This window comes from Bacillus sp. 01N42_2 (assembly GCF_056399565.1).
Genome location: NZ_JBFTRO010000001.1, coordinates 757,167 through 779,688, shown reverse-complemented (window position 1 = coordinate 779,688; position 22,522 = coordinate 757,167). Strand labels below are relative to the sequence as shown.

Here is a 22,522-nt window from a genome sequence, read left to right as displayed (position 1 = left end):
TTGGCGGATAAAGACTTTGGCCTGAATGATATTGTTGAAATGAAGAAGCCGCACCCTTGCGGTGAAAACAGGTGGAAAATCATTCGGATGGGAATGGATATTCGGATCAAATGCACGGGTTGTTCCCACAGTGTCATGATTCCGAGAAGAGATTTTGAGAGAAAGCTGAAAAAAGTACTCGTCAAGCATGAGGAGCCTACATCATAAGGCTGACGCTCATGCTTTTTCATATAGAGGAGAGGAAGAGGCCAGATGAGCAAAGTGCATCAGTCAGCGTGTCCGCTGAATTGCTGGGACAGTTGCGGCTTTTTGGTGACAGTTGAGGATGGAAAGGTGACGAAAGTAGACGGAGACCCGAATCACCCCATCACAGAAGGAAAAATTTGCGGCCGGGGCAGAATGCTGGAGACGAAAACGAATGCACCGGAGCGGCTTCGTTTTCCTTTAAAAAAGAAAGACGGCGAATTTGTCCGCATTTCCTGGGAGCAGGCGTTAGATGAAATTGCGGAAAAAATGGCGGAGATTAAGGAAACACTGGGCACTGCCGCTGTGCTGCACAGTCATGACTACGCCAATAACGGTCTTTTGAAAGCGCTCGACCAGCGTTTTTTCAATGGATACGGCGGTGTGACGGAGATTGCGGGCAGCATTTGCTGGGGGTCCGGAATTGAGGCGCAGCGCTGGGATTTCGGCCGTTCTTACGGGCATGGACCGCTTGATATTTATCACAGCAAGCATGTGATCGTATGGGGCAGAAACGTGTCACGGACGAATATGCACCTCTATCATCATTTGCAGCAGGTGAAGAAAAAAGGAGCGACACTGACGGTCATTGACCCTATTTTTAATCCCACTGCAAAGCTTGCCGACCGGTATATATCCGTTAAACCCGGAATGGATGGCTGGCTTGCGGCGGGTGTTTTGAAAATATTATGCCAAACCGGCAGAACGGATGCCGATTTCATTCAAAAGCATTCGATCGGTTTTGAAGAAATAGAAAAGCTGCTGCACACGATTTCTTTGGATGAGATCATTGAGAAAACCGAAACGTCTTTAGAAGTGCTTGAATATCTTGCTGATCTATATGCTGACGGTCCCGCTTCTACTTTTATGGGTCTTGGGATGCAGAGATATAAAAACGGCGGCGGGACGATACGCTGGATTGACGCTTTAGCGGCAGCGAGCGGAAATGTCGGTATTAAAGGCGGCGGCGCCAACTTCGGAAATGTCCAAGTCGGTGAAAGCTTTGCAAAGACCGAACTTACCCGTCCTGATCTGAAGAAAAACACGAGAACGTTTTCGATGATGACACAGGCCGAAGAGGCGCTGAACGCAGCCGACCCGCCGATTGAGATGATTATCGTGACGTGCGGCAATCCGCTGACACAGGTGCCGAATACAAAAAAAGTGAAGGAAGCGTTTGAAAAAACACCGGTCACAGTGGCCATTGATTCGGTCATGACCGATACGGCGAAGCTCTGTGACTATGTACTGCCGACGGCCGTTGTTTTTGAAGAAGAAGATATTTATTACTCCAGCATGTACCATCACTATGTTCAGTATGGCAGAAAGCTTGCGGAACCGCAGGGAGAGGCGAAATCAGACCGCTGGATCTGGACGGAGCTCGCCAAGCGTCTCGGATTCGGAGAGCTGTTTGATTACAGTACGGAAGATTTCTTGAAAATGGGGCTCTCTTCTTTGGAGAAAGAAGGAATCACACTTGAGCGATTAAAGGAAAAAGGCCATATGCCGCTTCCAGTCAAACAGGTTCCATGGAATGATTTCCAATTTTTAACCCCGAGCGGAAAGTTTGAATTCGTTTCGTCACTGGCAGAAGAGAAAGGATACAGCGGCCTCCCTCAATTGGAAGTGCCGGAAGAATCCGTTTATCACGACGCCGGGCTGGCCGGGAAATATCCGTATACGCTGCTGTCCATTCACCCGCAGCGCTCCAATCATTCACAGCACGTGCCGTTTATTGAAAAGCTTCAGCAGATTCAGGTGGATCTGTCGCCGGATATCGCCGAGGAGCTTTCACTTCAGGACGGAGATACGGCAGAGGTATACAATGACCGCGGACGTCTGCGCGGCAGGGTGAAAATCATGAAGCAGGCTCACCCGAAGACGGTGAATATAGATGAAGGCATGTGGTCGGCATTCGGAGGCTCGGTCAACATGCTTACAAAAGATTCAAATTCCGATAATGGAATGGGAAGTACGCTTTTTGACTGTCTGGTAGCGGTTAAAAAAGGATAATCTAAGGAGAGAGAGGGCGGGAAATGCTTTTTTCTCAGCTTGTCTTTTCCTATGAACCTCCTTATAATTGCTCTAGGTTTACAATACGTTTAATACGATGATGGTTTGATATAGAGGAGATGAAAGAATGGCTTTAACTGCTGGAATTGTCGGTTTGCCGAATGTGGGAAAATCGACGTTATTTAATGCAATTACCCAGGCTGGTGCCGAATCAGCCAACTACCCGTTCTGTACAATTGATCCGAACGTGGGAATCGTGGAAGTGCCTGATGAACGTCTGCAAAAGCTGACTGAATTGGTGAACCCGAAAAAAACGGTGCCGACTGCGTTTGAATTCACTGATATCGCGGGGATCGTAAAAGGCGCATCTAAAGGTGAAGGGCTGGGAAATAAGTTTCTTTCTCATATCCGTCAGGTAGACGCGATCTGTCACGTTGTACGGGCATTCGCGGATGACAATATTACGCACGTGTCAGGGAAAGTCGATCCGATTGATGATATTGAAACGATCAATCTTGAATTGATTCTTGCCGACATGGAGACAGTCGAAAAACGCATCACACGGGTAAGCAAGCTTGCGAAGCAAAAAGACAAAGAAGCGGTTTTTGAATTTGATATTCTGTCTAAATTAAAAGAAGCTTTCGAACAAGAAAAGCCTGCACGTTCCGTTGAATTTACGGAAGAACAGCAAAAGCTTGTGAAGCAGCTTCATTTGCTTACGTCAAAACCCGTGCTTTATGTGGCGAATGTAAGCGAGGATGAAGTGGCTGATCCTTCAGACAATGAATACGTTGCGAAAATCCGTGAGTACGCCGCGGGTGAAAATGCCGAGGTCATCGTCGTCTGCGCGAAAATTGAATCTGAAATTGCTGAATTGGAAGGCGAAGAAAAGCAAATGTTCCTTGAAGAGCTCGGCATTGAAGAGTCAGGCCTCGATCAGCTGATTAAAGCGTCATACTCTCTTCTCGGCCTCGCGACATACTTTACGGCGGGCGAACAGGAAGTGCGCGCTTGGACATTCAGAAAAGGCATGAAAGCACCTGAGTGTGCGGGTATCATCCACACTGACTTTGAACGCGGCTTTATCCGCGCTGAAACGGTTGCTTATGAAGACCTCTTGGCAGGCGGCGGAATGTCCGGAGCCAAAGAAGCCGGAAAAGTGCGTCTGGAAGGTAAGGAATATATCGTCCAAGACGGAGATGTCATTCATTTCCGATTTAATGTATAGGACACAGTTGTAAAGGGACAAGAGCTTTGGTATAATATAAACTTGTGAGTAATAGAATTATTGCTCCTTGCCCATTTAAGGGCCGCTTAGACCAAAAGGAGGTGCAAACAGATGAAAAAGTACGAAGTTATGTACATTATCCGTCCAAACATTGACGAAGAGTCAAAGAAGGCAGTTATCGAGCGTTTCAACAACGTTTTGACTTCTAACGGAGCGGAGATCACTGGAACAAAAGATTGGGGTAAACGTCGTCTTGCTTACGAAATCAATGATTTCCGTGACGGTTTCTACCAAATCTTAAACGTTCAGTCTGAAGCTGCAGCGGTTGCTGAATTCGACCGTTTAGCTAAGATCAGTGACGATATCATTCGCCACATCGTTGTTAAAGAAGAAGAATAAGCAATTTGAAATATATAATGTTAAAAGGTGGTCTTTCATATGCTTAACCGAGTTGTATTAGTCGGAAGACTGACAAAAGACCCAGAGCTTCGTTATACGCCAAGCGGTGCGGCTGTCGCCACGTTTACTCTTGCTGTGAATCGTACTTTCACGAACCAGTCCGGAGAACGTGAAGCCGATTTCATTAATTGTGTCACTTGGAGAAGACAAGCCGAAAACGTTGCAAACTTTCTTAAAAAAGGAAGCCTTGCCGGCGTAGACGGCCGACTCCAGACAAGAAATTACGAAAACCAGCAGGGACAGCGTGTCTTCGTGACAGAAGTCCAAGCTGAAAGTGTTCAATTTCTTGAGCCTAAAAGCGGCGGTTCTGGTTCAGGTGGATACAACGAAGGAAACAGCGGCGGAGGCCAATACTTTGGCGGAGGCCAAAATGATAATCCGTTCGGCGGAAATCAGAACAGCCAGAGACGAAATCAAGGGAACAGCTTTAATGATGATCCATTTGCCAACGACGGCAAGCCGATTGACATCTCGGATGATGATCTTCCGTTCTAATAGATTATCGCTATATTCATAACAAGAAAGGTGGGAAATGACAATGGCAGGAGGACGCAGAGGCGGTCGTGCGAAACGCCGTAAGGTTTGTTACTTCACTTCTAACGGCATTACGCACATCGATTACAAAGATGTAGATCTTCTTAGAAAGTTTGTTTCTGAGCGTGGTAAAATCTTACCTCGCCGTGTAACTGGAACAAATGCGAAATACCAACGTAAATTGACTATCGCGATCAAACGCGCACGTCAAATGGCTTTACTTCCATACGTAACTGGCGAGTAAGCCGAAAGAAAAGAGCAAGAGCCTGCGGGCTCCTGCTCTTTTTTTATTATTCCGTCCCCATCCTGCCGAAATGTTTCACATGAAACATGGAAGGGCTTCTTACATCCGTCTTTGTTATCTTGCTCGCCTATTCAAATATGCGTACTTATAAAATGAATTTGTTTATACTGAAGAACAGGGGGTGACTGAGATGGAAACGGAAAGAAATATCCTGACAGATGAGAAGTGGAACGCAATCATACACAATGATGTTTCCTATGACGGGGTATTTTATTATGCGGTAAAAACGACGGGGATTTTCTGCCGCCCTTCTTGTAAATCGAGAGTTCCGAATAAGGAAAACGTACTGGTGTTTGATACGGCTGAAGCAGCGATAAAGAGACATTTTCGTCCTTGTAAAAGGTGCCGGCCAAACGGCCTTCGTCTCCCAGATGAAGAATGGGTTGCGCAAATCACTGAGTACATTGACGGCCATTATCACGAACCCCTGACTCTGAGCATATTGGCAGATATGTGTCACGGCAGCCCCTATCATTTACAGCGGACATTTAAAAAAATCAATGGGATATCTCCGATTGAGTATATACAGAAAAAAAGACTCGCGAAGGCGGGGGATCTTTTAATGCATACTGAAAAGACAGTAATGGAGATCGCTCTGACTGTCGGATTTCTAAACACAGCGCATTTTGCGACCCTTTTCAAAAAGAGAACCGGAAGTTCGCCCACAGAATACAGAAAAACTGCCGGAACAAGACAGGGAGGTTCATTATGAGTAAAGAGACGATGATCTATTGGACACGCTTCACATGGAATGATTGGCGACTGTATACAGCCGCTACTTCCAAGGGGCTTTGCTTCATAGGTTCAAATCATGGTAACTTTGAAGAACTTGTGCAGTGGGCAGGAAAAGCAATGCCGGAATACCGGTTGGTGCGTGATGATGAAAAACTGGCGCCTTACACAGCAGAGCTGTCCGAGTACATCAAAAATGGCAGATCGGTATTTTCCGTCCCGCTCGATCTTTATGGGACGGAATTTCAGCTTGCTGTATGGAAAGCGCTTATGGACATACCGTACGGCGAGATATACTCCTATTCGGATATAGCAGAAATGATCCGGAAACCGTCAGCCGTAAGAGCCGTGGGCGCCGCAATCGGGAAAAATCCGGTATTGATTACGGTTCCGTGCCATCGTGTCATCGGGAAAAACGGAAAACTGACCGGATTCAGAGGCGGTTTAGAAATGAAAAAACAGCTGCTGGCATTAGAGGGCAGGCACAATAAAACATGGAAATAGACACATGCTGAATGTTAATACCGGCTGAGCCGGCGGGAGGGAAGATATGAAACTGGTTTCTTGGAATGTAAACGGCTTGCGTGCCGTGATGAAAAAAAGAGATATCAATACTTACGTTCAGGAAACGAAAGCCGATATTCTCTGTCTGCAAGAAACAAAAGTACAGGACGGACAAGTATCATTACAGCCTGAAGGATATCACGCCTATTGGAACTATGCGGTGAAAAAAGGCTACTCGGGCACGGCTGTTTTCTCGAAAGAAGAGCCGCTGCACGTGTCCTATGGAATGGGGATTGACGGCCATGATCAAGAAGGACGGGTGATCACGCTTGAATTTGAGCACGTGTTCGTCGTCAACTGCTACACGCCAAATGCCAAACGCGGATTAGAGCGAATTGATTACCGTCTTCAATGGGAAGCGGATTTTAAGGATTATCTGCAGAGGCTTGACCGGAAGAAGCCCGTGATCTTATGCGGCGATTTGAATGTCGCACACAGGGAGATAGACTTGAAAAATCCAAAAGCCAACCGAAAGAACGCCGGTTTCTCGGATCAGGAGCGGGAAGCGTTCAGCGCTCTGCTGAACGCGGGATTTACCGACTCGTTCCGCTATTTATATCCCGATCAGGAAGGCGCGTATTCCTGGTGGTCTTACAGGACGAATGCACGCGAGAAAAATATCGGTTGGCGGCTCGATTATGTTATTGTTTCAGACAGGCTGAAGCAGCGGATCAGCCAAGCGGCCATTTGTGCCGATATCATGGGTTCTGACCATTGCCCTGTTGAAATGACAGTGGATTTATGATGAGATAGCAGTAAGAGAAATCCACTCTTGCTGCTTTTTTATTATCGAAAATGGAGGAGCACATGGCAAATATAAAAGAGATTGCGAAACTGGCGAATGTGTCGGTGGCCACCGTATCACGCGTGTTAAACCAACACCCGTATGTATCTGAGGAGAAAAGGCGTCTTGTGAATCAAGTAATGAAGGAGCTGGATTATACTCCTAATCGAACTGCCATTGATCTGATTCGCGGAAAGACCAATACGATCGGCGTGATATTGCCGTACAGTGACCATCCCTGCTTTGACAAAATTGTAAACGGTATCACGAAGGAAGCCTTTGCTCATGATTACGTGACAACCCTTCTCCCCACCAACTATGACCCCGCTATAGAGATGACGTATTTCGAACTGCTGAAAATGAAAAAGATTGACGGGCTGATTGTCACCTCCCGCGCGAATGAATGGGAAACAGCCGTGCCTTACCTTGAATACGGACCCATTGTCGCTTGTGAATATACACAGCACGAAGAGATTCCCTGCGCTTATAACGACAGACAGGCGGCTTACAGAGAGAGCTTTATGTATTTGAAAAACCGTGGGCACCAAGATGTTGCTTTTACATGTGTGCGGGAAGCGGAAAAAAGTCCGAGTACGGCCGACAAGGTAAATGCATATAAAGCGGTTTTCGGTTCTCTTGATGAAACCCGCATTATGGTCGGTTGCCATGATATGGACGATGGAAAGCGTGCGGGTGAGCATTTCTGGGGTTTCAGCAAGCCGCCGACGGCCGTCTATGCGCACAGTGATGATGTGGCTGCCGGCTTGTACCAATTTGCGAAAGAACAGAGGTGGGATGCGGAGATCATCGGTGAAGGAAATTTGAGCGTCAGCCGGGTTTTGAATATTCCATCTCTGGAACTTCATTTAGAACGGGTCGGAAAAGAAGCATTTTTGCTGTTTTTGCACGGAGAAACGGCTAAAAAACAAATTATGCATCAATTTCAGAGGAAAAAGACTTGAGCTGAAATGGATTTCATGCCTTATAACTAGATTGAGGAAAAAAGGGAGGCGGACATATGCGAATTGAACATGCAGCGATATGGGTGAAAGATTTAGAACGGATGAAAGAATTTTATGAGAAATACTTCGGGGCAAAGGCCAATGACCTTTACCATAATGAGAAAAAGGATTTCAAATCGTACTTTCTTTCATTTGACTCCGGATGCAGGCTGGAACTTATGAAAAAAGGCGGCATTGATGAAACTCCGTCACAGAATATGACCGGATGGGCGCATCTCGCATTTTCTACAGGCAGCAAGGAGCGGGTGAATGAACTGACGGAGACGTTTAAAAATGACGGATTTCAGGTTGTAAGCGGCCCGCGCGTAACGGGTGACGGATATTATGAGAGCGTGATAGAGGATGGGGAAGGCAATTTGATAGAAATCACAGTGTAACAGTGCGGGGTGAACCCGCACTGTTTTATTGATTATATTTGCTGTGCATTTGTTTTCGGGCCGAAGAGGATTAACAGAACGGAACATAGAAGCCAGCAGCCGCCGATGAACAAAAAGACACTGATGTATCCGAGTTTTACGGCAATAAATCCGACGAGCAGGGAACCGAATATGTTGGAAAAACGGCCGAGCCCGTAAGCCAGCCCGCTGCCCGCCGAACGATATTCCGTCGGATACGGCTCTGATGTGTATGCGTATAAATTTGAGGTGAAAACCCGTTCCGTGACGTTGACGACAAATCCAAACACAATAATCATCACGGGAATAAACGTCATGCCGTACAACAGTCCGGCAATGGCAGTCAGAAAAGCGCTTGCGGCCAGAATCCATTTCCTTTGGAACGTCTCGGATATCATGGAACCGAGCAACGCGCCAAGCGGGGCGCCGACAGAGTGAAGCACATTGTACCACAGCGTTTTTTCCATGGTGATGCCATTGCTTTTCAGCAGGCTGGGCACCCATGAGGCAAAGCCGTAAAAGCCAAAGGTTTCAAGAATCCATACTGCAGACAGGATGATGGTGATCTTTAAATTCCTGCCCTGAAACAGCCCTAAGTAGCCGGCGTGCTTCACTGTATGTACTTCTGCTGCTTCTTTTGGCGCGGGGAGCGGACCTTTTTCTTTCTCTACGCGTGCTTCAAGCCGATTCATAATGGCGTCTGCCTGATCATATGCCCCCCGATTTTCGTGCCAGCGCGGCGATTCCTCAAGCCGGCGGATAAAAAAGAAATAAATGAGACCGGCCGCGCCCCATACAAAAACGAGCCGCCATCCCCATGAGCCTAACGGAATGACAAAAGCGGATACGACGTTTGTCACGGGAACGCCGATTAAGCCGATCATGGCGCAAAAGGAGATGTATTTTCCCCGAACGGAGGATGGGAAGAATTCCGCCAAGTAGCTGTTAGTGACAATCATGGCGGCCGCGACGCCGAGACCTGTCAAAAACCTGAAAATCATTAGGGAAGGAATGTCCCATGCCAGCGCATTCAGAAAAGATGAGATCGAAAAGATAAGAACAAAACAATTCAGCGCTTTTTTCCTGCCGATCCGATCGGACAGCCTGCCGCCGAGCGAGGCGCCCAAAAACATGCCCAGGAAGGACGCAGCCGTGATGTCGGCAATGGTGGACAGCTTCACGCCCCAATGCTCAATCAGCGCAGGAGCCACGTTGCTGAGCGTAAACAGATCAGCCAGATCGAAAAAATAGATGATTCCGAGAGCGGTTAATACTTGATAGTGCACACGCGAAATGGGGAGACGGTCTAATCGGTTCGCTACATTTGAGAATGTCTGATGTTTCATAAAAAACCCCCTGACTTGGCAAAATGTAATCAGAAAATACTGTAAATTAATCTGACAAATACATTATAAAGGTCTTTTTATGGCAAAAACAGAGTGCAAATAACCAGAGCCGAAGGAAACGGCATAGCGCTTTCTTCTTAAAAATATATAACATTTTCTATATCTGATTCTGTTTATATTGTAAAATGTTGAAGGAAAGGAAGTTGATGCATAAATATGAATATGTTTATAAGGCCCGCAGAAGGAAGAAATAGTGTGTGGAGATATCTCCTTTCTCTGTTGGTCATTGTGGGTTTGTTCTTTTTTGGAAGCATATTGACCGTGTTTTATATGTTTCTCACGTCCGAGTTCAATCCTTCATTGACAATAGATTGGGATGAAGCGGCATTAAGTGACCCGCTGGCGGATATTTATTTACAGCATATCGTCTATTTCATAGCCATCCCGGGCATTTGGATAGCAGTTCGTTTCATTATGAAACGGCGGTTTTTATCCATCATCACACCGAATCAGTCGCTGAACTGGAAGCGGATTTTCTTTGGATTCGGCACTTACTTTTTGTTGATGTTTATGGCGGGGCTGATTGATTTTTCAATCCATCCGGATCGCTTCTCGCTTCAGGAATTCCATGCTTCACGCTTTCTGCTGCTGTTAGCGGCAGCCATCTTTTTGGTGCCGATTCAAACCTCCGCGGAGGAATTTCTCTTTCGGGGTTTTCTGCTTCAGTTCGCCGGAAAACTGACGGCAAATGCGGTGGTTTTGACTGTCATCGTCGGCGGATTATTCGGCGCACTTCATTTCGGAAATCCGGAGATGGAAAACGGGGCGCTCTGGGCGGGAATCGGATATGTCACCATCGGCATGATCTGGACCTTTATCACGATTAAAACAGGCAGTCTGGAGATGTCCTTGGGCGGTCACGCTGCCAATAATATGTTTTTATTTATCTTTCTCACAGAGGATCATTCGGTGTACAGCGGTATTCCGTCGCTATTTGCAACAGCTGCCGGCGGCTATGAAATATTTGATTGCATATCGACTCTGGTGATTAATATCATCTTCGCATGGCTCGCGTTCCGTTTTGTGAAAAAAGAAAAGCAGCAGGCCGCCTAGGCTCTGCTGCTGATTTGTAATGTGTTCATCGCTTCATCAATATCCGTCGTCGGCCTGCGGCAGGTAAAATTTTCACAAATGTAAACCGTCGTTTTACCGTCAATCATTTGATAACCCGCGGCAAAATCAGAAATGCCTGCAAGCTCTGACGGATGTTCCGCGGCGAGAATCGTATAGGCGGGAGTGAAATGTTCCTGAAGCGCCTCAATGAAACGCTTTCTGTCCGGATCATCTTTGCTTCCGAACACAACGATTTCTTTTTGCGGCATTGTATACGCCAGTACGCTTTGCATGAAGAAAGCGTTGCTGCTCGGGTAGGCCTCTATTTCCCGTTTGAAAACAGAAAACATGGCTTCTGCTTTTTCGATCAGTGATCCATCACCCGTCAGGCGGCCGAGGCGAAGCAGCTGGACGGCAGCCGCGCTGTTTCCGGAAGGCACGGCTCCGTCATAAACTTCTTTTTCCCTGACAAGAAGAGTCTCGGCGTCATTCCCCGTAAAGAAGAAACCTCCGTGTCCTTCATCCCAGAACAGATCCAGCATGCTTGTACATAACGTTTTCGCTTTTTGCAGATAAGACGCATCAAAATCCGCTTCATACAGGTCAAGGTAAGCCCAGAGGAGAAAAGCGTAATCATCGATAAATCCTTTGTTTTTCACTTCGCCCTCACGGTAGCGGACCATGACGCGCCAGTCCGGCATGAGGTGACGTTCGAGAAAGCGGATCGCTGTTTCCGCCATGCTGAGGAAGACCGGCTCGTGAAATACCTTTGCGGCTTTTGCCAGCCCGGCAATCATGAGCGCGTTCCATGAGGTCAGCACTTTGTCATCTGTGTGCGGATAGCTTCTGTTTTCCCGCGCCTCCAGCAATTTTTTTCTTGCGCCTTCAAGACGTTCGGTCAGCTCATGTCCGGTGAGGCCGGTCTCTTCGAGGATGGCCTCACGCCGCGTGAAAATAAGGTTCGGGATGTTTTCTCCTTCGAAATTGCCTTGATCTGTGATGTTATATACTTTGCAATAAAGCGAGCCGAGTTCATCACCGAGAAGATCCATGATTTCTTTTTTTGACCATATGTAATATTTCCCCTCACGGCCTTCGGTATCAGCGTCTAAGGCTGAGAAAAAGCTGCCGTCTTCATGCATCATTTCCCGCTGAATAAACGTCACGATCTGCCTCGCAACCTGTTTGTAGCGCTCATTGCCCGTGACTTGATAGGCTTCGGTATATGCGGTCAGGAGAAGGGCGTTGTCATACAGCATTTTCTCAAAGTGCGGCACGAGCCATTCATTATCAGTCGAGTAGCGGGCAAAGCCGAACCCGATGTGGTCAAAAATACCGCCGTTCGCCATGCCGTCGAGTGTCTTGGTTACGCCTGCCAATGCCTGTTCCTTACCCGTATAGCTGTAGTAGCGAAGCAGAAACATGAGCATATGCGGCATCGGAAACTTCGGAGCCTGGCCGAACCCGCCGTACACCGTGTCAAACCCGCCGGCCAGCTGGCGATACGTGTCATGGACCGCCTGTTCGCCAAGCATGCCCTCAGCCGGGTGAACCTTGACTTCAAGATGAGCGGCAGCGTTTTCGGCAATATCCTCGACATGCTGCCGGTCGTTTGCAAACGTTTCGGACAGATGTTCAAGCACATCGATAAAGCCCGGACGGTTAAATTTGCTCGTCTTCGGAAAATATGTCCCCGCATAAAACGGCTTCTGATCAGGTGTGATGAACACATTCAGCGGCCACCCGCCCTGCCCCGTCATCAGCTGGCAGATTCTCATATACACGGAATCGACATCAGGCCGCTCCTCACGATCAACCTTGATGGCTATAAATTTATCATTTAGAATACCGGCGACCTCTTCGTCCTCAAAGGACTCGTGAGCCATTACGTGACACCAATGACAAGTCGAATAACCGATGCTGACAAGAACCGGCTTGTTTTCGCGTTTCGCTTTTTCGAAGGCTTCTTCTCCCCAAGGGTGCCAGTTTACTGGGTTGTGGGCGTGTTGAAGTAAGTACGGTGACTTCTCCGTGATTAAACTGTTGGGTTTGCTATTGTTTGGCATGGGATCACCTTCTTTCGTAGTAAAGATTATTATTTAATTTATTATGAGCGATCTCCCTAATTTTATAACATAATTTCAACGATTACTTTCGTGAGGGTAATCTTTACTTGAATTTTTGCTCTAATAGCGCGAAAGCTCTTCTATAAGTGAAAAATCACCCCATTGACAACTAATGTTGTTGATTTTATAATAAATTCAAATTTGAATAATAAAACCTTTATTTAGGACGTGGATTTTTCTAGAGAGAACTCTATTTTCGCCACACAACTGTCAGTAGACAATTGTGTGGTTTTTTTTGTGCAAAAAAAAGGAGGGGGAAACTTTGAAGAAATGGCATTATGCGTTAATTGTTTTTTTAGGTGGATGTTGTTATGGAATATTATCTATGTTTGTTAAACTAGCTTATTTAGCAGGGTATTCGGTGACAGAGGTAACAGGCGGACAATATTTATTTGGAACCTTAATTACTTGGATTCTTGTTTTATTTACAAAAAAGAAAAATGTCACCCGAAGTCAAACACTCAAATTACTGTTATCGGGAATTCCTTTCGGTCTGACAGGTGCATTTTATTATCATTCATTACAAACTCTTAATGCGTCACTGGCTATTATCTTACTATTTCAATTCATTTGGATTGGTACACTTTTCGAGCTTATAATCTATAAGAGAAAACCAAACAAAGAAAAACTTATATCAATATTTATTCTTTTAGTGGGTTCCATACTAGCAGGAGGTATTATTTCTGAAGGCGGAATTGAATTATCATGGCAAGGTACAATTTGGGGACTTTTATCTGCTTTAACATTTGCAACGTCACTTTTTCTCAGTGGTTCAGTAGGGAAAGATACTCCCCCATTACTAAAAAGTGCATTTCTTTCTACAGGTGCTTTAGTGGTTGTATTCTTGATATTCCCACCAATTTATTTATTGGACTTACCCACGCTAGCGGGAGTTGCACCGTATGGATTTATACTAGGTTTGTTTGGAGTTTTCCTCCCTCCTCTTTTATATTCCATAGGAATGCCTCATATTGGTCCTGGACTTGGGACAATTTTAACAGCATCTGAACTTCCAGTAGCTGTTTCCATGTCTGCATTGGTCTTGGGTGAAAGTGTAGGTTGGTCGCGATGGATGGGAGTTATCCTTATATTAAGTGGAATTATTGTTAGTAATGTTAGACAATCATAAAAAACAACTGCAATTAATGCCGGGACAAGATAATCAAATTTGAAGATTGTCTTGTCTGTTTTTTTAAGGGTAGTTATACGAACGTGGCATCAATGACAAGTCGAATAGCCGATGCTGACAAGGACCGGCTTGTTTTCGTGTTTCGCTTTTTCAAAGGCTTCTTCTCCCCAAGGGTGCCAGTTTACTGGGTTGTGGGCGTGTTGGAGGAGATATGGAGACTTCTCTGTGATTAAACTGTTGGGTTTGCTTTTATTTGGCATGGGATCATCCGCTTTCAATTTGTTTTTCATTCTTACTGTACCACAAGTATAAAATTAAATACTTTAAATATTTCCCCTTTCAAACGTGAAGGTGTTTTTCATTTATCCCATATTATGGGTTAGTCCCCACTGGTCTGCGACAGTTTTTTTGTGGTGTGTTCCGGAAAGAGTGGTTATGTTAAGTTACGTTGCAAATAAACAAATTACTAATTCTGTTCTTTTGTTAGCTTTGAGCTTTTGTGATATATGATTTAACTGAAGGAGATTATATGTATTGAATTGATTTAATAAACCTTTGGTGACGGCGGCCGACTTGGTTAAAGGAAAAGAAACAAAGTTGGAAGAGTAGACTTTATGTCTGCTCATTTTTTTGTGCTTAAAATCTGTCAAAAAACAATAATATTGAATAGCACATTTTTAGTAAAAGAAACATAAGTCCAATTCGTTAAGATCGTTTTTTCATATTCTATAAAAAAACTGGAGGTGTATTTTTTGTCAAGTTGGTACGAGGGATTAATCTAAGAGTTGCATAAGAAGCGAGATATAAAATAGATGAAATAGCCCGTCCATACACTTAATTCAGTGCAAGAATTCAAAGCAGCCGCTTGAGTCAAGAAATGAGTTGCTGTTTCTGAGAATATTGCAAAAAACTGAACTATATCCTGAAACTGTATTAACAATGTTATGCGTGTTGCCAACTCTAGTTACGGTAATGAGAGAATGGCTAGGTTCGCCGTTCTTACAGATTGGGCACACTGGGCATTCCAATGCTGTTTTCCTTTTTTTGCTCATTGAGGAAGAGGAGTGAATGGTTGGGGAATTTGGTTTAGGAATTGATCCAGTTCTTTCGGTGTGGAACCTCGGGAAACCACTTGATGGTTTTTAACAGTAACGAATGGAAAAAGTAAAAAAATTGGGCGTGTGAGAAAATAATTATTTATTCAAACAGATCCTGATATTCATAGTTAGTAAGCAGATCAAATGAGAGGAAGTGGTATGTTTGGTTGTTATCGTACGTGGAACATGCGTAGGAGTGTCATACCGAGCGAGCAGCGGAGCTTCATGCAGGAATGGCTATTGTGTTCATAACGGAAGATTGGTAGGTGGCGTCACAAGTATAACGAACAACACCATCAATGTAACCACAAGTGTTCAAAACACAAACTTGTCGGCTTATCAGGGCATTCTTCTCAGTCACTTAGCGGTTAATCCTATAACTGGTCAAGTCACCCAGCAGTATTTATTCATTAACAGAAACCGATTACAAAGTGTTAGAGTAACTCCTTATACGAAATATAGAGATGCCAATTGTCACCGGGAAAGCCATTATAATATACCTGACATCATTTATCCAGGTGAATGTGTCGGAATTAGGTTTTTTGTAAATAATCGTTATGAAATCAGTAATGGCAGATACCTATATTGGCAAGGGGCAACGAACCACTGTAGATTCAATGAACGCCCTCAGAGTACGAACAGAAGATATGTAAGACAGATCTGGTATTCTCATTGGATACTTAATCCAAATAATCCTGCGGATATTATTGATCAAAAAAAATCAAGAGGGCGAGGGGCTCCTGGAAATGAGCACCGAATTTATGTTTTTAAACTGAGAGATCCATTTAATGGCGAGATCATACCAGTAACTCCAATACTCTCTAATAGAAGGAATTTAAGAATTATTTATCATTAGGTATGACAGAGAGTTAATCTTTGAGGGGGGCCAGTGCAGAAAGGAATTCCTAAAAACAGGCATGCTGGTTCCCCTCTAATAAAAAAGAGAATTGTTTCTTACTAATAAATAATTTAAAGATAAATGTAAATTGGCAATGGTTCCGATTTTGGAACGGAAACGCATATGCGTTAAGAAAGAGCTTTATACACTTATTGTAACTTTCTAGTTATAGTGACACCAATGACAGTCGAATAGCCGATGCTGACAAGGATGGGCTTGTTTCGTGTTTTACTTTTTCACTGTTCCCTGCGTCTGCCTAATGATTGAAGCAGGCTCAAGAGGTAAATCAGTTTGAAATTATTTTTACATACATCCCTTCCTCAGCTTTTTTCTTAGCATTTTCGTTCATCGTTTTAATTTCTTTTGATAATGCAGAGGAAGCGATAAGTTTGTCATCATAGAATACAGACGGATCAATAATCCTCATTTTATTCTTACGATGCAAATGATAATCAGCCTTATCTTCTTTAACAATGACTCGTCGATGTAAGCGGCTTACAAGATTTTTCACATCTATATCTCCGGAAGAACGCAAGATGTCCATTACTTCTTCATCTGTTCCGAGCAGTGTGTTTATGTTAATGATTTCTTTATCCAAGGCGGTTTTTAAAGTCTTAGCCAAATAATCATAACCGTAAATATTAAGAGGATTCATAAAGAAATCAATAACCTCTTTATAATAAATTCTTACAAACCATTCAGCAGTTTTTATATCTTTTAAGTATATTTTTCCTTCTTTAATTATTAGATGATCTAAGAAATGATCAACTTCCTCCATTGTGATGTTTTCGTACCGATACATATCTCTTAAGGTATAATCGATTCTGTCAGCGCATAACTCAGGAGCTGGCTGTTCGAGCAAATTCCAATTAGAGTTGTCTAATAGAATGTCTTTGTAATTTAATCCATATGTACTGAGAATATGGGGGATTTCTGAATCAGTTATGATATGATGATAAATGTTTTCGTGATAATCCTCATTTTTATTGTTAAACACAAAATCAATAACGTGTGAAAATGCAGTATGAGATACATCGTGAAGTAAACCTGCGATTTGTTCTTCTAAAGAGCCGCCCAATTTTTTTATGAGAAGCATTACGCCTATGGAATGTTCATACCTCGTGACATTCCACTTTTGATTCACAACATAACTTGCTCCTCCTTGGTAAATACCTTTTAGTCTTTGTACTGGATGACTGAAAATAAGCTCTTCAAGAATTCCATCTACAACATAATCGCCATAAATACTATCTGTTATCTTCATTTTCCTTACACCCCTTTTATGCGCCAAGCATGGCAAAGAAGCTGCAACCTATCGCATCATGGATTTTCTTTCTTTTAATATTGATATACTTAACATATCACAATTCTGAAAAATTCAGTTAAGCCTGATTTTATTTGCTTCCAAATAGATAAAACACACCCCGACGACTGTAACTGTTCCGCCTAAAAGAGAAATAAAGGCGGGCGCTTCGCCTATCCAAAACCAGGAAATGAGTAAGGATAAAGCGGGTGTTGCGTAAAGTGAAATGGATGCTTCTGAAGCGCCGACGATTGAAGTGACGTATGCAAGTGCAAAGTATGGGATAACCGTTGGGGCGGCCATTTGTGACAAGCACCGGCTGCGAATACATTCCTTTTAGTTGTGGGTTTCAGGATAAGAAAAAAAGCCTTTATAGAAGGCTTTCGGTAAATAATTCATACAGCCGTTTTGCTGTTATTCGGTTAAACCAACTCTTTTGTCATTAAAACATGCGGGATACCGTCTTCCATAAATTCCGGTGAATCTGTCTGATATCCCAGTTTGTGATAAAAGCCTTCCGCTTGTGTTTGTCCATGCAGTTTACATTGAGTGATGCCTTTTTCTTTTATCATGTTTTCTAATTCGCTTATGATTGCTTTGCCCAACCCGTATTTGCGGTAAGGCTTCAGGATGCAGATTCGTTCGAGCTTGCCTGTATGGTTTACGATGCGGACGCGTCCTGTGCCGGCAGGCTGATTTTCATGATAAACCAAGACATGCCCGCATTGTTCCTGAAGCGTATCAAACTGATCAAACTCATCGGATTCGGGTACTTGCTGTTCCTCAATGAATACTGCTTTTCTAATCTCAAGCGCTGCTTGTAAATCAATTTCCGTCGTTATTCTTTTTATCCTCATCATTAACCAATCCTTTTCACATATTAGTCTGGACTGCACGGCTTGCTTGTGGTCTTATAGAAGTAACGATAAAACAATTATATTGTAAATGCAACAAAAATACGAAGGGTTTGAAAAGATATGACTGATATTTTGCGGGAAATCGGCATGATTGCACGGGCATTGGATTCCATCAGCAATATAGAATTTAAAGAATTAGACTTAACAAAAGGGCAGTATCTCTATCTTGTTCGTATATGTGAAAACCCGGGAATAATACAGGAAAAATTGGCGGAAATGATTAAAGTTGACCGAACAACAGCGGCGAGAGCGATAAAAAAACTGGAAATACAAGGGTTTATTGAAAAGCGTCCTGATGATCAAAATAAAAAAATAAAAAAACTGTTCCCGACCGAAAAAGGAAGAAAGGTTTATCCGTTATTGCAAAGAGAAGGAGAGCACTCTGCGGAAGTAGCCTTGGCCGGCTTTACATCTGAAGAAAAAGAAACCATTTTCAGCCTTCTTCAGCGGGTGAGAAAAAATATAGAACATGATTGGGAATATGTGAAGAAGGGAAACAAAAGGGATTATTAATGGATAATAATTACTTTTACTGTGTGGTTGTGTTTTGAATGATTAAAGCCGTAAATGGATACTTTATCTGTAAAATCACCTTCCTCGGTTCCTGCTTCACAATCGGCTGATCGGCTTATTTTTAACGAAAAGTATCAATTATGGTATATTTAAATAAGACAAAATAATTGAAGCGGGGAATGATATGAATACAATCGAAAAACAAAAACGTAAGAAATTTAAAGCAAAATCAATCGTACGGGCCATCATGGTCATCATCGGCGGTATCATTGCCGCGTATGGGCTGGAAACCGTATTGATTCCGAATAGTGTATCTGACGGAGGGGTGACCGGACTCAGCATTGTCGGTTCACAGCTGTTTCATTTGCCTCTTGGGATCTTAATTGCGGTGATCAATATACCGTTTGTCTGGTTGGGATATAAGCAAATCGGGAAAGGCTTTGCGTTCCTATCCATTATCGGCATTGTCTCACTTGCCGCGGGTACAAGCTTTTTCCATCACACGCCGGCTATCATCGAGGGAGACACCCTGTTAATCACCGTTGTCGGCGGGATTATTCTCGGCTTGGGAATGGGCTTGGCACTGCGTAACGGCGGCGCATTAGACGGAATTGATATGCTGGCCGTGCTGCTGTCACGGAAATTGCCGTTCGGCACGAGCGACCTCATTTTATTTTTAAATATCTTTGTGTTTATTTTTGTTTCTTTTGTATTCGGGCTGCAAGGCGCTTTGCTTTCCGTGATTGCTTACTACATTGCGTCTAAGGTGATTCATGTGGTTGAGGAAGGCTTAAGCGGTTCGAAAACATTTCAGATTATCACCAACGAGCCTGCATTAATGGTCGAAACCATTCGTGAGGAATTAGGCCGAAGCGCTACGTATAAAGAAGCATACGGCGGTTTTTCTCATGAAAAATTCAAAGAAATCACATGTGTCATCAACCGTTTGGAAGAGACCAAACTGAAGGAAATTATTAATGACATTGATAAGCACGCCTTTGTAACGGTATATGATGTAGCTGAAGTAAAAGGCAGTAATTTCAGAAAAGTTCATAATCATTAAGAAGCGAGCTGCCGTTCACCGGCAGCTTTTTTTAAAAAGGAGAAAACACTTGCAAAAAAAGAATAACGGATGTATATTATTGATATATCAAACATTGACTAGTCAATTAATTGCGCAAAAGAAAGTAGGGATGGGTTTTGACAGCATGTTGTTCAGAGGAAGGCGAGATTTTATATCAGCTTCAATCACTGCATAAAGTAATCGGAGCGAAGTTTGAAGCGTGCACCGGAATCAGCCAATCCCGTCTTGAGCTTCTCGCCGTGCTCTTTCACGTCGACGAGATCAGTCAAAGCGATCTTCAGAAAAAGGTGAATATTGATGGGGCGGCTGTTACAAGACACTTGAAACAGCTTGAAACCAAAGAAATGGTCACAAGAAGACGCAAACCTGAGGACAACCGCATTATACTTGTCCGGCTTACTGAACAGGGACGGGAGAGAATTGAGACTTCCAAAAAAGAGAAGGAGCGTTTCATAAAGGAAATGCTTGCCGGTGTCAGCGCGGAAGAACGCAGTATGTTAAAAAACGTATTGTCGCAGATGCAGAATAATATAGAAAATATGAAAGCATAGGAGTGTATTACACATGAAAACAGAACTGAAAACAAACGACTTTATGGACATTATGAAAGGCCGCCGTTCCATTCGGAATTACGATCCGGCTGTAAAAATCAGCAAAGAAGAAATGACTCAAATCTTGGAAGAAGCAACGACAGCGCCGTCTTCAGTTAACGCGCAGCCATGGCGTTTCCTTGTCATTGACAGCCCTGAAGGAAAAGAAAAACTCGCGCCGCTTGCCAGCTTTAACCAAACACAAGTCAGCACATCATCTGCGGTGATCGCGGTTTTCGCAGATATGAACAGTGATGACTATTTAGAAGAAATTTATTCAAAAGCTGTCGAACTGGGCTACATGCCGCAGGAAGTAAAAGACAGACAAATCGCTGCGTTGACGGCACATTTTGAAAAACTTCCGGAGCAAGTGAACCGTGAAACGATTCTGATCGACGGAGGCCTTGTTTCCATGCAGCTGATGCTTACGGCACGCGCGCACGGCTATGACACAAACCCGATCGGCGGCTACGATAAAGAAAAGATCGCCGAGGTTTTCGGAATGGATAAAGAGCGTTATGTACCGGTCATGCTGTTATCAATCGGAAAAGCGGCGGACGAAGGATATGCTTCCTACCGTCTTCCTATCGAAACGATCGCACAATGGAAATAAGGTTGAAGTGAAGCTGAGGGGAGAGAGACAGTGGACATTATTGCAGCTGTTTTCGTCGGAATTGTAGCTTTAGAACATGTATTTATCATGATACTTGAAATGTTTTTTATCAATTCGAAGGCAGCTAAGCGGTCCTTCAAATTGCCGAAGCATTTAGAAGGTGATCGGAATGTGGCGGTCATGTTTGCAAATCAAGGTCTGTATAATGGATTTCTGGCTGCCGGCCTCATTTGGGGGCTGATCCTCGGAGCTGATCCGATTGGCCATATGATTCAATTGTTTTTCGTCATCTGCGTGGTCATCGCCGCTCTTTTCGGCGGCTTTACTTCAAACAAATCAATTATCGTAAAACAAGGACTTCCGGCTGTTTTAGCGCTTATTTTTCTTTTATTGGCGTAGCAGACGGAGTGAGGGCTTCCTTCTCGGAAGCCCTCTTTTTTTATTCTGTTTTGAAGAACAGGTTCGGCCGCCGATGCTTGTGCGCATCGGCTTTTTTTTCGTCAGGACGGCATTGTTCAGCCGAAATGTTCAATCACATGCTGTTTGAACGTTTCAGCAACAGGAGATAAAAATCTGCCTTCTATCCAGGCGAGGCCGATCACGCGCTGGCATTTTGGCCAGCTGATGCGTATTTTTGAGAGGTTGCTTTGATCCAAGCCTTTTAAATCAGGCAGGATGGAAACACCGAGACCGGAGGCCGTGAAGCCGGCCGCAGTTGCCGCCTCTTCACTTTCGAACATAATCTTCGGATGGATATCCGCCTGTTCAAACAGCTGATCAGCCGTCATTCGAAGCGCATACCCCTCTTTCAGCAATATAAAAGGTTCTTCGGCGAGTTCGTCCAGGGTGACGGTTTCACGATGCGCCAGCCGATGTCCTTTCGGTACATATAAAAAGAGTTCCTCACTCCATAATTGCACCCATCGAATCAATTTTTCGGGTTTAGTGGATGCGAGAAGGCAGAGATCAAGCTCACCTTCTTTCAGCTGATCGAGCAGCCAATAGGAATGGTTTTGTCTTAATGTAATGCCGATTCCGGGGTGTTTTTGCTGAAAGGTCTTGATGACATCCGGAACGATGGCTGTCCCGAGTGTATGTAAAAATCCAAGTGATACTTCTCCTTGATCCGGCTGTAATAAAGCCTGAATTTCCTCTCGGCCGTCAGTATACTCTTTCATCATGGTCTGAACCCGTTTTAAAAACATTGCTCCGTATTTGTTCAATGTAATCGAACGGCCCTGTCTGTCAAACAGCGGGACGCCTAAGTGGTTTTCCAATCGGGAAATTGAGCGGGAGAGTGCGGGCTGTGAGATGGACAATAGCTTTGCGGCTTTTGTGACATGCTCAGTTTGTGCGAGCGTTTGGAAATATTCAAGCTGTTCCCATTCCATCAATGTCACCTCTTTCATTTTATTACTTATAGGCATTATAGATATATGTATTATGCATTATACATCATAAGGGGCAGGTGCCAGTATGGCAATGGAAAATATATACACAACCGAAAATCTGCCT

Annotated in this window: 23 protein-coding genes and 2 pseudogenes; 18 read left to right on the top strand and 7 right to left on the bottom strand. The window is 44.1% G+C overall.

Features of this window, described 5'->3' with window-relative positions; translation table 11 throughout:
• The 11 genes from AC1DN5_RS04020 (at position 1) to AC1DN5_RS03970 (ending at position 8,260) form a co-directional block, all read left to right on the top strand.
• Complete coding sequence (locus AC1DN5_RS04020) at positions 1-207, top strand: DUF951 domain-containing protein (RefSeq protein WP_004392973.1); 207 nt, start codon at positions 1-3, stop codon at positions 205-207.
• Between the two features lie 45 nt (positions 208-252).
• Positions 253-2,256 (top strand): molybdopterin-dependent oxidoreductase, encoded by a 2,004-nt coding sequence (locus AC1DN5_RS04015; protein ID WP_366969945.1) that lies wholly within the window; start codon positions 253-255, stop codon positions 2,254-2,256.
• A gap of 127 nt (positions 2,257-2,383) precedes the next feature.
• Positions 2,384-3,484, top strand: a complete 1,101-nt coding sequence (gene ychF, locus AC1DN5_RS04010) for a redox-regulated ATPase YchF (protein ID WP_045925735.1) — start codon at positions 2,384-2,386, stop codon at positions 3,482-3,484.
• A 111-nt stretch (positions 3,485-3,595) separates the two neighbouring features.
• Positions 3,596-3,883: a 30S ribosomal protein S6 gene (gene rpsF, locus AC1DN5_RS04005; RefSeq protein WP_004392977.1), complete on the top strand. Its 288-nt coding sequence runs from the start codon at positions 3,596-3,598 to the stop codon at positions 3,881-3,883.
• 39 nt (positions 3,884-3,922) lie between these two features.
• A complete protein-coding gene (gene ssbA, locus AC1DN5_RS04000) occupies positions 3,923-4,438 on the top strand; it encodes a single-stranded DNA-binding protein SsbA (RefSeq protein ID WP_016937325.1) in 516 nt (171 codons plus the stop codon).
• A gap of 43 nt (positions 4,439-4,481) precedes the next feature.
• Positions 4,482-4,721 (top strand): 30S ribosomal protein S18, encoded by a 240-nt coding sequence (gene rpsR, locus AC1DN5_RS03995; RefSeq protein WP_004392983.1) that lies wholly within the window; start codon positions 4,482-4,484, stop codon positions 4,719-4,721.
• Between the two features lie 190 nt (positions 4,722-4,911).
• Positions 4,912-5,493, top strand: a complete 582-nt coding sequence (locus AC1DN5_RS03990; protein WP_366969944.1) for a bifunctional transcriptional activator/DNA repair enzyme AdaA — start codon at positions 4,912-4,914, stop codon at positions 5,491-5,493.
• Positions 5,490-6,017 carry a methylated-DNA--[protein]-cysteine S-methyltransferase gene (locus AC1DN5_RS03985; protein ID WP_188154213.1) on the top strand — a complete coding sequence of 176 codons (528 nt, stop codon included), beginning with the start codon at positions 5,490-5,492 and terminating at the stop codon, positions 6,015-6,017. The genes AC1DN5_RS03990 and AC1DN5_RS03985 overlap by 4 nt, the downstream gene beginning before the upstream one ends.
• Positions 6,018-6,063: 46 nt before the next feature.
• Entirely contained in the window at positions 6,064-6,822 is a 759-nt protein-coding gene (xth, locus tag AC1DN5_RS03980; RefSeq protein ID WP_366969943.1) for an exodeoxyribonuclease III, read from the top strand.
• Positions 6,823-6,884: 62 nt separating this feature from the next.
• Positions 6,885-7,823, top strand: a complete 939-nt coding sequence (locus AC1DN5_RS03975; protein ID WP_099743891.1) for a LacI family DNA-binding transcriptional regulator — start codon at positions 6,885-6,887, stop codon at positions 7,821-7,823.
• Positions 7,824-7,879: 56 nt separating this feature from the next.
• A complete protein-coding gene (locus AC1DN5_RS03970; protein ID WP_016937329.1) occupies positions 7,880-8,260 on the top strand; it encodes a VOC family protein in 381 nt (126 codons plus the stop codon).
• Between the two features lie 32 nt (positions 8,261-8,292).
• On the opposite strand, the gene AC1DN5_RS03965 is transcribed toward AC1DN5_RS03970, so the two are convergent.
• The gene (locus tag AC1DN5_RS03965; RefSeq protein ID WP_045925741.1) at positions 8,293-9,624 is read right to left on the bottom strand and encodes an MFS transporter; all 1,332 of its coding nucleotides are present in this window, start codon (positions 9,622-9,624) and stop codon (positions 8,293-8,295) included.
• Between the two features lie 216 nt (positions 9,625-9,840).
• Here AC1DN5_RS03965 and AC1DN5_RS03960 point away from each other — a divergent pair, with 216 nt between their 5' ends.
• Positions 9,841-10,737, top strand: coding sequence for a CPBP family intramembrane glutamic endopeptidase (locus AC1DN5_RS03960; RefSeq protein WP_366969941.1), 897 nt, complete (start codon positions 9,841-9,843; stop codon positions 10,735-10,737).
• Here AC1DN5_RS03960 and AC1DN5_RS03955 read toward each other — a convergent pair.
• Positions 10,734-12,803 carry a thioredoxin domain-containing protein gene (locus tag AC1DN5_RS03955; RefSeq protein ID WP_366969940.1) on the bottom strand — a complete coding sequence of 690 codons (2,070 nt, stop codon included), beginning with the start codon at positions 12,801-12,803 and terminating at the stop codon, positions 10,734-10,736. The two genes, AC1DN5_RS03960 and AC1DN5_RS03955, sit on opposite strands and share 4 nt — an antisense overlap.
• A 322-nt stretch (positions 12,804-13,125) precedes the next feature.
• On the opposite strand from AC1DN5_RS03955, the gene AC1DN5_RS03950 reads away from it, so the two are divergent.
• The gene (locus AC1DN5_RS03950) at positions 13,126-13,992 is read left to right on the top strand and encodes an EamA family transporter (protein WP_016937333.1); all 867 of its coding nucleotides are present in this window, start codon (positions 13,126-13,128) and stop codon (positions 13,990-13,992) included.
• A gap of 92 nt (positions 13,993-14,084) precedes the next feature.
• Here the strand turns inward: AC1DN5_RS03950 and AC1DN5_RS03945 are convergent.
• The 4 genes and pseudogenes from AC1DN5_RS03945 to AC1DN5_RS03930 all read right to left on the bottom strand — a co-directional run.
• Positions 14,085-14,252 (bottom strand): annotated as a pseudogene (locus AC1DN5_RS03945) (DUF255 domain-containing protein); the annotation flags it as partial.
• Positions 14,253-16,273: 2,021 nt separating this feature from the next.
• Positions 16,274-17,251 (bottom strand): HD domain-containing protein, encoded by a 978-nt coding sequence (locus AC1DN5_RS03940; RefSeq protein ID WP_327814956.1) that lies wholly within the window; start codon positions 17,249-17,251, stop codon positions 16,274-16,276.
• A 114-nt stretch (positions 17,252-17,365) separates the two neighbouring features.
• Positions 17,366-17,584: pseudogene (locus AC1DN5_RS03935) on the bottom strand (EamA family transporter); the annotation flags it as partial.
• Between the two features lie 128 nt (positions 17,585-17,712).
• A complete protein-coding gene (locus AC1DN5_RS03930; RefSeq protein WP_016937336.1) occupies positions 17,713-18,147 on the bottom strand; it encodes a GNAT family N-acetyltransferase in 435 nt (144 codons plus the stop codon).
• 120 nt (positions 18,148-18,267) lie between these two features.
• Between AC1DN5_RS03930 and AC1DN5_RS03925 the strand changes: the two genes are divergently transcribed.
• From AC1DN5_RS03925 to AC1DN5_RS03905, 5 genes are all read left to right on the top strand, one after another.
• On the top strand, positions 18,268-18,720 hold the full coding sequence (locus AC1DN5_RS03925) for a MarR family winged helix-turn-helix transcriptional regulator (RefSeq protein ID WP_016937337.1): 453 nt from the start codon (positions 18,268-18,270) through the stop codon (positions 18,718-18,720).
• Between the two features lie 184 nt (positions 18,721-18,904).
• Positions 18,905-19,783 carry a YitT family protein gene (locus AC1DN5_RS03920; protein ID WP_016937338.1) on the top strand — a complete coding sequence of 293 codons (879 nt, stop codon included), beginning with the start codon at positions 18,905-18,907 and terminating at the stop codon, positions 19,781-19,783.
• Between the two features lie 137 nt (positions 19,784-19,920).
• Complete coding sequence (locus AC1DN5_RS03915; RefSeq protein WP_016937339.1) at positions 19,921-20,355, top strand: MarR family winged helix-turn-helix transcriptional regulator; 435 nt, start codon at positions 19,921-19,923, stop codon at positions 20,353-20,355.
• A gap of 13 nt (positions 20,356-20,368) precedes the next feature.
• Entirely contained in the window at positions 20,369-21,007 is a 639-nt protein-coding gene (locus AC1DN5_RS03910; protein WP_004393039.1) for a nitroreductase family protein, read from the top strand.
• Positions 21,008-21,037: 30 nt separating this feature from the next.
• Positions 21,038-21,406 (top strand): DUF1304 domain-containing protein, encoded by a 369-nt coding sequence (locus tag AC1DN5_RS03905; protein WP_064778469.1) that lies wholly within the window; start codon positions 21,038-21,040, stop codon positions 21,404-21,406.
• 116 nt (positions 21,407-21,522) lie between these two features.
• Here the strand turns inward: AC1DN5_RS03905 and AC1DN5_RS03900 are convergent, their stop codons facing one another.
• The gene (locus AC1DN5_RS03900) at positions 21,523-22,398 is read right to left on the bottom strand and encodes a LysR family transcriptional regulator (protein WP_366969939.1); all 876 of its coding nucleotides are present in this window, start codon (positions 22,396-22,398) and stop codon (positions 21,523-21,525) included.
• Between the last annotated feature and the right edge of the window lie 124 nt (positions 22,399-22,522).

What these genes read in the sequence shown, in the direction of transcription:
- AC1DN5_RS03975 (WP_099743891.1), top strand. Translation starts at nt 6,885, where the DNA reads ATGGCAAATATAAAAGAGATTGCGAAACTGGCGAATGTGTCGGTGGCC.
- AC1DN5_RS03925 (WP_016937337.1), top strand. Translation starts at nt 18,268, where the DNA reads ATGACTGATATTTTGCGGGAAATCGGCATGATTGCACGGGCATTGGAT.
- rpsR (WP_004392983.1), top strand. Translation starts at nt 4,482, where the DNA reads ATGGCAGGAGGACGCAGAGGCGGTCGTGCGAAACGCCGTAAGGTTTGT.
- AC1DN5_RS03985 (WP_188154213.1), top strand. Translation starts at nt 5,490, where the DNA reads ATGAGTAAAGAGACGATGATCTATTGGACACGCTTCACATGGAATGAT.
- rpsF (WP_004392977.1), top strand. Translation starts at nt 3,596, where the DNA reads ATGAAAAAGTACGAAGTTATGTACATTATCCGTCCAAACATTGACGAA.
- ychF (WP_045925735.1), top strand. Translation starts at nt 2,384, where the DNA reads ATGGCTTTAACTGCTGGAATTGTCGGTTTGCCGAATGTGGGAAAATCG.
- AC1DN5_RS03920 (WP_016937338.1), top strand. Translation starts at nt 18,905, where the DNA reads ATGAATACAATCGAAAAACAAAAACGTAAGAAATTTAAAGCAAAATCA.
- xth (WP_366969943.1), top strand. Translation starts at nt 6,064, where the DNA reads ATGAAACTGGTTTCTTGGAATGTAAACGGCTTGCGTGCCGTGATGAAA.
- AC1DN5_RS03970 (WP_016937329.1), top strand. Translation starts at nt 7,880, where the DNA reads ATGCGAATTGAACATGCAGCGATATGGGTGAAAGATTTAGAACGGATG.
- AC1DN5_RS03990 (WP_366969944.1), top strand. Translation starts at nt 4,912, where the DNA reads ATGGAAACGGAAAGAAATATCCTGACAGATGAGAAGTGGAACGCAATC.
- AC1DN5_RS03955 (WP_366969940.1), bottom strand. Translation starts at nt 12,803, where the DNA reads ATGCCAAACAATAGCAAACCCAACAGTTTAATCACGGAGAAGTCACCG.
- AC1DN5_RS03910 (WP_004393039.1), top strand. Translation starts at nt 20,369, where the DNA reads ATGAAAACAGAACTGAAAACAAACGACTTTATGGACATTATGAAAGGC.
- AC1DN5_RS04015 (WP_366969945.1), top strand. Translation starts at nt 253, where the DNA reads ATGAGCAAAGTGCATCAGTCAGCGTGTCCGCTGAATTGCTGGGACAGT.
- AC1DN5_RS03965 (WP_045925741.1), bottom strand. Translation starts at nt 9,624, where the DNA reads ATGAAACATCAGACATTCTCAAATGTAGCGAACCGATTAGACCGTCTC.
- AC1DN5_RS03900 (WP_366969939.1), bottom strand. Translation starts at nt 22,398, where the DNA reads ATGGAATGGGAACAGCTTGAATATTTCCAAACGCTCGCACAAACTGAG.
- ssbA (WP_016937325.1), top strand. Translation starts at nt 3,923, where the DNA reads ATGCTTAACCGAGTTGTATTAGTCGGAAGACTGACAAAAGACCCAGAG.
- AC1DN5_RS03940 (WP_327814956.1), bottom strand. Translation starts at nt 17,251, where the DNA reads ATGAAGATAACAGATAGTATTTATGGCGATTATGTTGTAGATGGAATT.
- AC1DN5_RS03930 (WP_016937336.1), bottom strand. Translation starts at nt 18,147, where the DNA reads ATGAGGATAAAAAGAATAACGACGGAAATTGATTTACAAGCAGCGCTT.
- AC1DN5_RS03960 (WP_366969941.1), top strand. Translation starts at nt 9,841, where the DNA reads ATGAATATGTTTATAAGGCCCGCAGAAGGAAGAAATAGTGTGTGGAGA.